We start from the raw sequence: 12,520 nt of genomic DNA on the forward strand, positions 1-12,520 counted from the left end.
GGGGTGCCTCCTCGCGGGCTTTACGGCGTGGTCGTGCCCAGCGTGTAGGCGCCCGAACCGCTGTAGGCGTGCACGCGCCAGCGGTAGGTGCCCGCCGTGCCGGTGTAGTTCACCGTCTCGCTCGCCTCGGGGGTGGTGCCGCTGGCCACGTTGGTCCACGTGGTGCCGTTGCGCTTCTGCAGGTACAGGTCGTAGTCGGTGCCGGACGGACCGGCCAGGCAGCCCTGGTGGGCGCCGGTCGTGGTGGTGGTGTACGAACCGCCGTTGGGCTGGTAGGCACTGCTGCCGCTGGTCAGGTTCCCGGTGTAGGTGTTCTCCGCGTCGTCGCAGCCGCCCGGCGGGTTGCCGCCGCCGTCGGTGACCAGGGTCAGCCCGTAGGTCTGCAGGATCTCGTTGACCGGCTGGAAGTAGGTGGTGCCACCGGAACTGCAGTTGCCGGAACCGCCCGAGGTCACGCCCTGGGCCTGGCTGCCGGAGATGGCCGAACCGCCGGAGTCACCGGGTTCGGCGCAGGCGCTGGTGCGGATCAGCCCGCTGACCGTGCCCTGGGGGTAGGTGACCGAGGAGTTGCGGGCCTGGATGGTGCCGCAGCGCCAGCCGGTGGTCGAGCCGGACCGGCAGATCGAGGAGTTCACCGGGGCGTCCTGCGAACCCGCCACCGCGACCCGGCCACCGGAGTAGTTGTTCACCGCGCCGACCGGGGTGTTGCCCGCGGCGACCCGGACGTAGGCGTAGTCGTTGCCGGGGAAGCTGGAGCCGACGAACTGCCCGGTCGGCTGGCTGGTGGAGGCGCCGGTGTTGCCGCAGTGCCCGGCGGTGACGAAGCCGTCGGTCACCGAGAAGCCGATCGAGCAGCGGGTGCCCGCGCCGATGTAGTAGGCGTTGCCGCCGACCACGTCGATCAGCGGGCGCGGGGATTCGGTGGAGGCGAGCACGCGGACCGCGTCCGCGGGCACCCCGCTGTCCGCGACGAAGGAGTGCGCCGCGCCGAGCGCCTCCCCGCGGGACAGCAGCACGATCTTGTTGCTGGGCACGTCCACGTACCAGCCCGCCACCGTGCGCGGGCTGGCCTTGCCGCGGTTGTCCAACTGGGACTTGAGCGCGTCCAGCTGGGCCTCGGTCCGGCTGACCACCACCGCCTCGGCGCCGTCGGCCCGCGCGGTGTGCGCGGCGGCCTCCCCGGTCACCGCGACGACCAGCTTCGCCTTGGCCGGGTCGTACCAGGAGCCGCCGTAGCCGTGGGAGAGCTTCTTGCGCAGCAGGCGATCGGTCTTCGCCGCACGGTCCTCATCGGACAGTCGCGTGGCGGCTTGACCCGCGGTGAGGCCGAGGTCTCGCTGCATGGCGGAGAGTACCTCGGCCGAGGTGCCCGCGACGGCGGCGGTGACCGTCATCGCGGTGATCACGCCGGAGGCCGCGACCGCGGCTCCGAGCAGGGCGACCAGACGTCTGGCCATGGTGGTGCTCCTAGCGGGTGAGGGGGCGGGTTAAGCGACGTTAACCTCGGCTTCCACCCGGCGGGAGATACCGTTTACGTCATACCACCGGCGTCGGGTCCGCGACGCCGAACTCGGGGTGCTCGCGCAGGAAAGCCGCGTAGCGGGGGCTGCGCGCGGTCACGTCCCGGTAGGCCGCGCGGGCCAGTTCGAGCAGGCGCGCGGCGAACCCCGCCGCCGGGGCCTCCGGGTGCCAGCCGAGCAGATTGCGCCAGCGCAACGGGTTCCCGGCGATCGGCACCGCCCGCACGCCGGGCATCCGGCGGAACATCGGCTGGCACAGCACCACCGCGTCCCCGGACTCGACCAGATCGATGCAGCTGGTCACGTCGGTTTCGTAGAGTGACCGCGGCGCGAACCCGGCGCGGGCGCAGGCGGCGGCGAAGCAGTCGCCGAAACAGCCGTCGCCGGGCGTGGCGCCCCAGTTCTCCCCGGCCAGGTCGGCCAGCTCGACCGCCTGCGCACCGGCCAGCGGGTGGTCGTCGGAGAGGAGGACGAACACCGGATCGGTGGCGAGGGTGCGCCAGTCGAGGCCGGGCTGCGCCGGGGGCTGGGCGTCCCCGCAGACGCCGACCAGGGTGAAGTCGAGCCGGGCCTCGGCGACCATCGCGGCGAGCTCGTCCGCCGACCACGAGACGTGGGTGGTGATGCGGAGGCCCGGGAGGCTGGTGTTGAGCTGGTGCACCAGGCCGCCGAGCACGTGCCCGTTGGCCGAGCCGAGCCGCAGCCGTCCCGGGGTGTCACCGGATTCGGCGGCGTTGGCCAGCCGCGCGGCCTCCTCCTTGAGCGTGGACACCGCGGGCAGCAGCAGCCGGGCGCGGGAGAGCACGAGTTCGCCGAGCTGGGTGGGCCGCACGCCCCGGCGGTCGCGGTCGAAGAGCGGGCCGCCGAGCGTGCGTTCGATGCGGTGGAGCTGCGCGGTGAGCGCGGGCTGCGCCAGCCCCAGCGCCGAGGCGGCCTTGGTGATGCTCCCGGCTTCGGCGACGGTGCAGATGATCCGGAAATGGCGCAGTTCCAGCTCCATACGCCAACGTTAGGTGCCCGGGGCGGGCGACGACAGTCCTGCCGCTACTGCACTCTGACGGCGTGGCCTACGTAGGCCAAACAGAGCAACCGCCCCCGCCCTCAACGCTATGAGTGGGGCATTACTTGCGTTGAACGCTAGTAATGCCCCACTCATGGCAATGGGCTGTGCTACTTCTTGCCGACCGGCTCGGCGAGGGTGTCGATGCCGGGCACGCCCCGGCCGCGGAGCGAGACGCCCTTCGTCTCCGGGGTGAAGATCAGCGCGATACCACCGACCACGCAGGCCGCCATCATGTAGTACGCCGGGAAGATGTTGTCCCCGGTGGCGTCGATCAGCGCCTCGTTGATCACCGGCGCGGTCCCGCCGAACAGCGCCGTCGAGACGTTGTAGGCGATGGCGAACCCGGCGTAGCGCACGTGCGTCGGGAACATCGCCGGGAACATCGCCGAGATGGTGCTCAGCTGCGGCACGTAGAGCAGGCCGAGAATGGCGAAGGCCAGGATCGCCGCGCCGAAACCGGTGCCCATCAGCTTGAACAACGGGATGGCCAGCACGAACAGGCCGACGATGGAGATCCACCACATGGTCTTGCGGCCCAGCCGGTCCGACAGCGCGCCGGCGAACGGCAGCAGGCACATCATCGCCAGCTGGCCGATGATGATCAGCGTCAGCGAGTCGCTGGTGCTGAGCTTGATCTGGCCCTCCAGGTAGGTGGGCATGTAGGCCAGCAGCGTGTAGTTGACCACGTTCAGCGTGACCACCAGGCCGATCAGCAGCACCAGCGGCTTCCAGAAGGCACCGAGGTCGCGCAGCTGCGTCTTGGTCTTCTTGGCGGTCTCGCCCTTGTTCTCCAGCTCGCGGAAGACCGGCGTCTCCTCGAGCTTGCTCCGCAGGTAGAGCCCGATCAGCCCGAGCGGGGCGGCGATCAGGAACGGCAGGCGCCAGCCCCAGTCGCCCATCGCCTCGGCGCTGAGCGTCTTCTCGAACACCAGCACCAGCAGGGCGCCGAGGGTGAACCCGGCCAGCGTGCCGAACTCGAGGAAGCTGCCGTACTTGCCGCGCTTCTTGTCCGGCGCGTACTCGGCCATGAAGGTGGCCGCGCCGCCGTACTCACCGCCGGTGGAGAAGCCCTGGATCATCCGCAGCAGGATCAGCAGGATCGGCGCGGCGATGCCGAGCGTGGCGTAACCGGGCAGCAGGCCGACGCAGAAGGTGGCCGCCGCCATCAGCAGGATGGTGGTGGCGAGCACGCGCTGGCGGCCGAGGCGGTCGCCCAGCGGGCCCCAGACCATGCCGCCGAGCGGGCGGATCAGGAAGGAGACGGCGAACACCAGCAGGGTGCCCAGGGTGGAGGCGGTCGGGTCCTCGCTGGGGAAGAACGCGTCCCCGATGTAACTCGCGGTGTACGCGTAGACACCGTAGTCGAACCACTCCGTGGCGTTACCGATCGCCGAGGCGGCGATCGCCTTGCGCAGTGTTTTCTTATCCGGTTCCGCCACCGGGCCGGCGGTACCGTCTTGCTGGCTGACCATGAAAGATCCTCCGAAATCTCACCATTGCAGTGTCCGCACCCCGTTCGGCCCCCGATACCGGTCGAACGCTGTTCATGGCCGTCACCGCGCCCTCGCGTGTCCGTGCGGCTTGTCGATTCAAGCACCTCACCAGCTGTTTCGCTGGCCGAACTTCCTCCCCGTCCGTTCCTGCCTCTAGCGTTGGGAAGGGACCTTGGTCAAGGAGCAGGTGTCTTGTCAAGTTCACCCGCCGATAATCCGCTTTGCACGGTGCGGAAATCACGTCGTCCGGTCCGGACTGTCCATTGTGGAATTTTGCGGGAAATGCGGCGTGGCAACGGTATTCAGCCGGTGCGCTAGGGTTGACCGCACCACTGGGCACTGGAGGGACCATGACGCAGGTGTTCGATCTCGGCCCCGCGGCCGGGCGGCTGTCCGCGCTGGTGGCGGGCTTGCGCGACGACCAGCTCGGCGCGCCGACCCCGTGCGGGAGTTATTCGATCGAGATACTGCTGGACCACATCGACGGCCTGGCGCGGGGATTCCTGGCCGCCGCGCGCAAGGAGGACGGGGCGCTGACCGCGGCCCCGCCCGCCCCGGCGGCGGGCAGGCTCGGCGCGGACTGGCGCACCCGGATCCCGGCGCGGCTGGAAGAACTGGCCGGTGCGTGGCGCGAACCGGCGGCGTGGGAGGGTATGACCAAGGCGGGCGGCGTGGAGCTGCCGGGCGCGGTCGCGGGCCAGGTCGCGCTCGACGAACTGGTCCTGCACGGCTGGGACCTGGCCAAGGCCAGCGGGCAGCCGTTCGACTGCGACGCCGAGTCGATCGAGGCGGCCACCGGATTGGTGCGCATGATCGCCCCGCCGGACCAGCCGCGGGATCCCGGCCTGTTCGGCCCGGCGGTCGAGGTACCCGACGAGGCCGGTCCGCTGGACAAACTGCTCGGTCTCAGCGGCCGGGATCCGGCTTGGAGTCCCGCTTAGACGCCGGTTCCACGGGCTCGTTGTGCCAGTTGACCGGCGGCATAGGCGAGTTTGTCCGGATTCACCACGTTCCGGAGGGCGGCGATGCGGCCGTCGTGCCATTCGAGGAGCGAGATCGCGGTCAGCTCGCCCGCCTCGAACGTGAGCAGCGCGGGCTCGTCGTTGACCACGTCGACGGCGAACTCGGCCGCCGCGGCACGCGGGTGGTGGCCGATCCCGGCCAGGAAGCGCAGCACCTTGGCGCGGCCGGTGATCGGGCGCCGTCCGGCGGTGACCTTGCCGCCGCCGTCGGACCAGGACACCACGTCCTCGGTGAGCACCTGCTCCAGTTCGGCCAGGTCGCCGGTCAGCGCGGCGGCGAGGAACCGCTCGATCACCTTGCGCTGCTCGTCGGCCGAGGCCTCGAACCGCTTGCGCGGCTCGCCGACGTGTTCTCGCGCACGCCGGTAGAGCTGCCGCGCGTTCGCCTCGGTGACGCCGAGGATGCCGGCGATGTCGCGGTGGCTGTACTCGAAGCCCTCCCGGAGCACGAACGCCGCGCGCTCAGGTGGGGTGAGCCGCTCCAGCAGGACCAGCACACCGAAGCGGAGCGAGTCGCGCTGTTCGGCAGTTTCCAACGGGCCGGGCCCGGTCATCACCGGCTCGGGCAGCCAGGGGCCGGCGTAGCGCTCGCGGCGGGCCCTGGCCGAGGTGAGCCGGTTGAGGCAGAGGTTCGTGGCGACCCGGGTGAGCCACGCGGGCGGGGTGTCCACCGGCTCGCTCTTCTCCCAGCGGAGATAGGCCTCCTGCACCACGTCCTCGGCCTCCGCGGCCTCGCCGAGCATCCGGTAGGCGAGGGAGAACAGGCGCGGCCGCGCGGCCTCGAACTGCTCCAGGGTTCCTGCGGTCACGGCCTCAGCTAACCACGCGGCCCCGGTGGTGATCAGGCACCACTACGACACTCGGGGTGGGTCATTCACCACTACGTCCGCCTTCGAAGGTCGGTTCAGTCACCGAGGGTGACAGTGTGACGTGGAACACGAGTAGTTTTCACGCTGTCGGGAGCGCTCAAATAGCCGCTACCGGTGGCACTGGGCTTGCCGTAGCGTCCTCCGGCAGGTGTACACCGTCGCTTTTCCGGCCCTTTCCTTCCCTGCCTTGGAGGCCGTTCGTGAGTCGACGTTCCCTGCGTTCCATCCTGGCGCTGATCGGTTCCGCCGCAGCCGCGGCCGCCGTCGCCAGCCCCGCTTCCGCCACCGAAGCATCCACTTTGGACTCCACTGCCGATCCGGCCGCGCTGGCCGCCGCGCAGCAGTCGCTGAGCCAGCGCCTCGGCGAGTCCTACGCCAGCTCCTGGCTCGACGGCAACGGCAAGTTCGTCGTCGGCACCACCGATGCCGCCCGTTCCGGCGAGATCCGCTCGGCCGGCGCGGTGGCGAAGGTGGTCAAGCACAGCGCCGCGAAACTGGCCGGCGTGCACTCCACATTGGACAACAGAGCGAGTTCGGTGCCGGACTCGGTCACCGGCTGGTACGTCGACGTGACCACCAACGACGTGGTGGTCTCGGTGCTGCACAACGATCCCGCCGGGGTCGCCTGGGCGAACTCGGCCGGCTCGGACGCGGTGCGCGTGGAGCCGACCACCCAGGCCAACCATCCGAAGTGGAACCTGATCGGCGGCCAGGCCATCTACTTCGGCGGCGGCCGCTGCTCGATCGGGTTCAACGCGCGCAACTCCGCGGGCACCCGGTACGTCATCACCGCCGGGCACTGCACCGAACTGGGCGGCAGCGTCACCGGCACCGGTGGCGCGATCGGCTCGGTGTCGGGCAGTTCCTTCCCCGGCAACGACTACGGCGTGATCCGGGTGACCAGCTCCTCGGCCGTGTCCACCCCGCTGGTGGACCGCTGGTCCAGCGGTTCGGACGTGACCGTGGCCGGTAGCTCGGTCAGCCCGGTGGGCAGCCGGATCTGCCGCTCCGGCTCGACCACCGGCTGGCGCTGCGGCACCGTGGGCGCGTTCAACCAGACCGTGAACTACGGCGGCGGTGACATCGTCTACGGCCTGACCCGCACCAGCGCCTGCGCCGAACCCGGCGACTCCGGCGGTTCCGTGGTCAGCGACCCCGGTTCCGGCACCCGCGTGCAGGCCCAGGGCATGACCTCGGGTGGCTCCGGCAACTGCAGCGTCGGTGGCACGACCTTCTTCCAGCCGGTCAACGAAGCGCTCAGCGCCTACGGCCTGACCCTGTACACCGGCTAGTTCCACGACACGAAGGTGGCTTTCGGGGCGAATTCCGCTCCGAAAGCCACCTTCGTGTCCGCGTGCGGAAATCGAATGGCGGGGGAGAGTCCGGCGGCGCCACAATGCGCCATGGCCGACGGACCCCTGCCCCGCGTACTGGCGAAAGCCGATGGTGCCTTCGAACTGCTTTCCGGACTGCCGGGCGCGGACCTGACCACCCTGATGCTGGCCGTCATGCGTGAGCGCGCGGCCCGCGTCTCCGGGCCGGAGTTGTTGCGCCGCAGCCGGACCGACCGGTTCGTGGCTTCGTCCGACCTGCCGTTCGACCGGTTGCGGGCCGCCGAAACGGCCGCGCTCGACGCGCTCCCGCCGGAGTTCGACAAGGTGACCCTGTCCCCGCTGGCGCCGCTCGGCCTGCACTCGGTGCTCGGCACGGTGCACCAGAACAAGGTGGTCTCCACCGTGCGTGGCAGCGAGGCGGCCGCCGACCCGACCAACGGGCTCGCCCTCGAAGCCGCGCTCCGGCGGCAGCACTCCGAGGACGTGGTGCGCCTGGCGGCCAGCCAGCGCGTGGTGCGGGCGCAGCGCGTCGACGGGCCCGCGTTGTTCGCCCACTTCACCTTGCTCGGGCTGGTGATAGCGGGCCGTGACACGGGGAACCTGGCGTTCGAACGCCGGTACGCGGCGGAGGTCATCCAGGCGATGGCCGCCGCGGTGCGCGCCCGGCTGGACGCGCCGCTGGAGGTCCGGCTGACCGTGCTGGACCCGAGGTTCACCGCGGTCGCCGACGCCATCCGGGCCGCGATGCCCGGCCAGGTCACCGAGGACCCGGACCGCGAATCCGGCCGCGGCTACTACACGGGACTCTGCTTCAAACTGGCGTGCCGCACCGAGCACGAACGCTTCGAACTCGGCGACGGCGGTTTTGTGCCGTGGACACAGGAACTGCTCGGCAACCGCAAGGAACGCCTGTTCATCGGCGGCCTCGGCATCGACCGCCTCGCCACCTTGGACTAGGCAGGATCCAGCGCCGCCAGGTCCGGCGGGACCAGCGTGGTGGACAGCATCAGTTCGCGCAGCAGGTTGTCGTTGAGCGCGTTGCCCACCGGCTCGCCGACCTCCTCCTTGGTCAGCCCGGCCACGCCCGCCTTCGACAGGCGACGGCGGACCCCGGCGATCAGGTGTTCCAGGCGTTTCGGCCCCCAGTTCTGCCCGGGCCGCAGTTCGGCGAGCTGGTCGGCGGCCTGCCGCCACGGCAGCGGCTGCGGCCGCGCCTCGTGGAGCAGGTACCGCTGGCCGAGCACGATCAGCGCCAGCCGCTCGTCACCGCTGAGCCGCCAGGTGCGCGGCGGCTCGGTGATCTCCTGGTGCCGGGAGATCGGGCGCCCCCCTTCGGCGCCCGAGACGTACAGCTCCAGCAGGTGCTCGCGGCCACTGGAGCCGCGGACGAACAGCGGGGTGTAGCCCTCGGCCAGCGGTAGCGGCTCTTCCTCGGGGAACAGCAGCCGCGACCGCGGCAGCCGCAACGGCAGCCGCCCGGTGTTGCGCACCCACCAGCGGTCGGCGGTGTGCACCAGTTCGCCATGGCGGCGGCTGACCTTGCGGTCGTCCTCCCCGACACAGACGTGCACGTCGGGCCGGTTGCGGCCGAACAGCACCTGCCGCCCGTCGCGCGGGGCCATGGTGATGCCCCCGGACACGGCGAGCGCGAACATGGTGCCCGGCCGGGAAGCGGGCACCCCGAAGGCGAGGCTTTCCCTGGCGGGCAACCGCGTTCCTGCTGTTTCCACTGGACACTCCCGATCTCCGGCTTGCCGCCGGCAGTCAAGCACGCCCCCGGCGGGACCCCTCCCGGAAGTGATCAGCCGGGGAGTTTCCCGGCGATGACCGCGGCCATCGCCGAGGTGGTGGCGCACAGCTGGTCGACCGGCTGGTCCCCGTCGAGCGCCAGGTGCACCAGTTCGACCAGCGGGCGGCCGTCGCGGTCGCGGTAGTGGCGCTGGACCACGCGGGCCACGCAGGTGCCCGCGCCCTCGTCCTCGGGATCGAGCCGGACCTCGTGCCCGTTGACCTCGGTCGCGGTGCCGTGGCGTACCAGCACCAGCGGGTTTTCCGCCTCACCGAAGGCAGAACCGCCCTCGGTCGCGAGGGACAGCAGCGCGCCCAAGGAGAACACGTCCGACGCGGTGGTCGGGGTGACCTCGCGCCAGACCGGCCGGGAAATGCCGAAGTCGGTCAGCTTCGCCGTGCCGTCCTCGGTGATCAACGCGTTCGCGGGAGTGACGTCGCGGTGCGCGATCCCGGCCGCGTGCACGGCGTCGAGCGCACCGGCCAGCTGCACACCGATACGCGTACCGGCCGGAGATCAGCTGCCCTCGCCGCACCCGCGCAACCTACTGCACTGCGCCGATCGGCCCACCGCGTGGTGGCCGATAGGAGGCGCCTATCCCCAGGGGACGTGATCAGGTATTGGACGCCACCGGTCCGCGCCTGGTGCCATCGGGACCATGAGCGTTCCACTGCCCGAGTACTTCCGCTACGCCGCACCCGAGGTCGGCGGCGTCCGGATCAACTGCGCGATCGCGGGGGAGGGGCCACCGGTCCTGCTCCTGCACGGGTATCCGCAGACGCACCTGATCTGGCATCACGTGGCGCCCGCGCTCGCCGGCGAGTTCACCGTGGTGCTCGCGGACCTGCGCGGGTACGGCGACAGCGCGAAACCGGCCGGCGGGACCAACAGCGCCGCCTATGCCAAGCGCGCGATGGCCGCGGACCAGGTCGGCCTGATGCGGCAGTTCGGGTTCGACCGGTTCGGCGTGGCGGGCCACGACCGCGGCGGTCGCGTCGGGCACCGGATGGCACTGGACCACCCGGACGCCGTCAGCCGCCTCGCCGTGCTCGACATCGTGCCCACCCGGCACACCTTCGCCCACGCCGACGCCGGGTTCGGCCTGGGGTACTACCACTGGTTCTTCCTGGCCGCGGGCAACGGCATCCCGGAACGGCTGATCGGCGGGGACCCGGAGTTCTGGATCCGGGCCAGGATGACCTCGCGGCACCGCGGCGGGGTGCCCTTCGACCCGGCGGCGATGGCCGAGTACGTCCGGTGCTTCGCCGATCCCGCCGCGATCAGCGCCTCCTGCGCCGACTACCGCGCCGCCGCGTCGGTCGATCTGGAGCACGACAACGCCGACTTCGACGCGGGGCGCCGGGTGCGCTGCCCGGTGCTGGCGTTGTGGGGCGCGGAAAGCTTCGTCGGGCGGACCTACGACGTCACCTCGGTGTGGCGCGCCTACGCTCCCGACGTCCGCGGCGAGCCCCTGCCCGCCGACCACTACCTCCCCGAAGAAGCACCGCGGGAGACCACCGACGCGTTGCGGGCATTCTTCCTCGAGAGCTCACAACCGGCGTAGGCCGTCGAGCACGCGGTGCATCAGGGCCAGATCGGGACGGCCGTTGTCGGCGGTGGCGGTGGCGTGCACGGTGACGCGCCCGGCGTCGGCCAGGTCGCCGATCAGCACCTGCGCCACCCCGAGCGGTACCGACAACTGCGCGGCGATCTCGGCCACCGACCGCGGTTGCAGGCAGATCGAGAGCAGCCGCTCGGACTCCGGTGTGGTGAACCCCCGCCGCCCGCCGGGATCCGCCGCGATCAGCGTCTCGATGGCCAGCTTGCGCCTGCTCCTGGTGCGCCCGCCGGTGAGCACGTACGGGCGCACCCGCAGGCCGTCGTCGGCGGGGAGCCACACCTGTTCGGGCTCGGGTTCCGGCAGCGGCGGTGGCGGCGGAGGCGGTGGTGGCGGGGGTTCGGGTTCCGGCTCGGGTTCGGCGTACTTCTCCAGCACGCTGGCCGACGGGAACCGCGCCCCCGACCGGCCGACGCGGTCGCGGTCGTGACGCCGCCGCTTCTTCCCGTTGCGGCCAAGGCCGCTCTCGGTTTCGTCCTCGCCGTCCAGCTTCGCGCGCTGCCGCGCGGTCGGGAAGCGCGCACCGGACAGCCCGACCACCGGTTCGTCCGGCGCCGGTTCGGGTTCACCCATGAGAATCGATACTTTCGACAGTTTCGAAGGCGACCCATGTTACCGGGGGAATCGGCGTTGTCACCCGCCCTTCGGGGGAATCACCCACCCTGGTGCAAGGCGGCGTAAATGCGATCACGGAGCCCATTCGCCTCGGCGGCGGAAAGGGTGCGGTCGAGGTGGCGCAGCACGATCCGGACGAGCAGATTCTGCTGCCCCGGGCGGGCGCCGAGCCGTTCCCTGGCCACTTCCGGCAGGTCCGCGTACTCGGTGGCGTGCCGGATCTCGACCGCCTCGACGCAGTCGGCGTCGGGGCCGAGCGCCTCGCGTACACGGTCGCCGAGGTCCTCGGCGGCATCACCGGAGTCCACCACGATCGAGACGTCCCTGCTGGTCGACGGCCTGGTGGAGACCGGTCGGTACGGCCGGAGATCGGTCATCTGGGCCTGGACGGCCGGTTCGGCGGACCGCAGCAGCCGGATGTCGGGAACACCCTTGGCCAGCATCAGGAGGCGGTCGAGCCCCAGCCCGAGCGCGAGCCCGCCCCAGCCGGGACCGAGTCCGGCGCGGGCCAGCACGGCCGGGTGGATCAGGCCGCATTCGCCGATTTCGATCCCGTCCACATCGAGTTGACAACCGGATCGGGTATAAGAATGTTTCCGTGGTGTTTTCGATTCGATCGAGCCGGGTAACACGGCCGAAACAATTGCCGCGGTCATCGCGGCGAGTTCGGCCTCGCCGATTTCCGCCCGGGTGACTCGCCAGAGGTCGAGCTGGTGCGGTGTCCCGGTGTGCAGCCGGTCGATGGAATCGCGGCGGTAGACGATTCCCGGGCACACCAGCAGCACGTCGTCCACCGGATCGGCGGCGAGCTCACGCAGCGCGGCCGGGATCAGCGCGCTGGAGTGACTGCGCAGCACCCGATCGTGGCCTGCGTAACGGGTGTAGCGCGCGTCCCTGGTCACCGCGGCGCGGTCGTAGCCGAGGTTGTCGTAGTTGTCGGCGACGGTGACCACGCGCTCGCCGCGGCGGACGCGGACTTCGCACGGCCAGAGCGCGCGCAGGGCATCGACCGCGCGATCGACGACGAGTTGAAGCGCGTGCGGGCCGGCGGCGGGATCGGTGAGGTCGCGAAGGGACAGCAGGTCTTCGAGCGTGGACATGACGGGCTCCTCGGGCGAGTCGGCTGGGGTGCGGGATCCCCCTGGCCGCTCGCCGCGCGGGCACCGGTCAGCGCAGCCGGGCCCCGTGGCGCTGGAT

The 12,520-nt window shown here is 71.1% G+C and carries 12 protein-coding genes; 4 read left to right on the top strand and 8 right to left on the bottom strand.

The annotated features are described in order from the left end of the window. Window positions 1-20: 20 nt before the first annotated feature. From JYK18_RS30470 to JYK18_RS30480, 3 genes are all read right to left on the bottom strand, one after another. Window positions 21-1,457, bottom strand: coding sequence for a S1 family peptidase (locus tag JYK18_RS30470; RefSeq protein ID WP_206806880.1), 1,437 nt, complete (start codon window positions 1,455-1,457; stop codon window positions 21-23). Between the two features lie 79 nt (window positions 1,458-1,536). After that, a complete protein-coding gene (locus JYK18_RS30475; protein WP_206806881.1) occupies window positions 1,537-2,520 on the bottom strand; it encodes a LysR family transcriptional regulator in 984 nt (327 codons plus the stop codon). Between the two features lie 170 nt (window positions 2,521-2,690). Then, window positions 2,691-4,055: an MFS transporter gene (locus JYK18_RS30480; RefSeq protein ID WP_206806882.1), complete on the bottom strand. Its 1,365-nt coding sequence runs from the start codon at window positions 4,053-4,055 to the stop codon at window positions 2,691-2,693. 371 nt (window positions 4,056-4,426) lie between these two features. Between JYK18_RS30480 and JYK18_RS30485 the strand changes: the two genes are divergently transcribed. Continuing rightward, complete coding sequence (locus JYK18_RS30485; protein ID WP_206806883.1) at window positions 4,427-5,017, top strand: TIGR03086 family metal-binding protein; 591 nt, start codon at window positions 4,427-4,429, stop codon at window positions 5,015-5,017. Here the strand turns inward: JYK18_RS30485 and JYK18_RS30490 are convergent. Beyond that, window positions 5,014-5,907 carry an RNA polymerase sigma-70 factor gene (locus JYK18_RS30490; protein WP_206806884.1) on the bottom strand — a complete coding sequence of 298 codons (894 nt, stop codon included), beginning with the start codon at window positions 5,905-5,907 and terminating at the stop codon, window positions 5,014-5,016. The genes JYK18_RS30485 and JYK18_RS30490 overlap by 4 nt on opposite strands. 260 nt (window positions 5,908-6,167) lie before the next feature. Here JYK18_RS30490 and JYK18_RS30495 point away from each other — a divergent pair, with 260 nt between their 5' ends. Then, window positions 6,168-7,259 carry a S1 family peptidase gene (locus JYK18_RS30495; protein ID WP_206806885.1) on the top strand — a complete coding sequence of 364 codons (1,092 nt, stop codon included), beginning with the start codon at window positions 6,168-6,170 and terminating at the stop codon, window positions 7,257-7,259. Window positions 7,260-7,370: 111 nt separating this feature from the next. Next, window positions 7,371-8,258: a hypothetical protein gene (locus JYK18_RS30500; RefSeq protein ID WP_206806886.1), complete on the top strand. Its 888-nt coding sequence runs from the start codon at window positions 7,371-7,373 to the stop codon at window positions 8,256-8,258. On the opposite strand, the gene JYK18_RS30505 is transcribed toward JYK18_RS30500, so the two are convergent. Continuing rightward, the gene (locus JYK18_RS30505; protein WP_206806887.1) at window positions 8,255-9,031 is read right to left on the bottom strand and encodes an FHA domain-containing protein; all 777 of its coding nucleotides are present in this window, start codon (window positions 9,029-9,031) and stop codon (window positions 8,255-8,257) included. The two genes, JYK18_RS30500 and JYK18_RS30505, sit on opposite strands and share 4 nt — an antisense overlap. Before the next feature lie 71 nt (window positions 9,032-9,102). Then, window positions 9,103-9,582: a protein kinase gene (locus JYK18_RS47670; RefSeq protein WP_307796127.1), complete on the bottom strand. Its 480-nt coding sequence runs from the start codon at window positions 9,580-9,582 to the stop codon at window positions 9,103-9,105. Window positions 9,583-9,748: 166 nt separating this feature from the next. Here JYK18_RS47670 and JYK18_RS30515 point away from each other — a divergent pair, with 166 nt between their 5' ends. Then, complete coding sequence (locus JYK18_RS30515) at window positions 9,749-10,654, top strand: alpha/beta fold hydrolase (protein WP_206806888.1); 906 nt, start codon at window positions 9,749-9,751, stop codon at window positions 10,652-10,654. Here the strand turns inward: JYK18_RS30515 and JYK18_RS30520 are convergent. Continuing rightward, entirely contained in the window at window positions 10,640-11,281 is a 642-nt protein-coding gene (locus JYK18_RS30520; protein WP_206806889.1) for a DUF742 domain-containing protein, read from the bottom strand. The two genes, JYK18_RS30515 and JYK18_RS30520, sit on opposite strands and share 15 nt — an antisense overlap. A gap of 80 nt (window positions 11,282-11,361) precedes the next feature. Beyond that, entirely contained in the window at window positions 11,362-12,423 is a 1,062-nt protein-coding gene (locus JYK18_RS30525; RefSeq protein ID WP_206806890.1) for a hypothetical protein, read from the bottom strand. Window positions 12,424-12,520 lie beyond the last annotated feature (97 nt).

Origin of the sequence: Amycolatopsis sp. 195334CR, assembly GCF_017309385.1 — a bacterium.
Taxonomy (GTDB): domain Bacteria; phylum Actinomycetota; class Actinomycetes; order Mycobacteriales; family Pseudonocardiaceae; genus Amycolatopsis.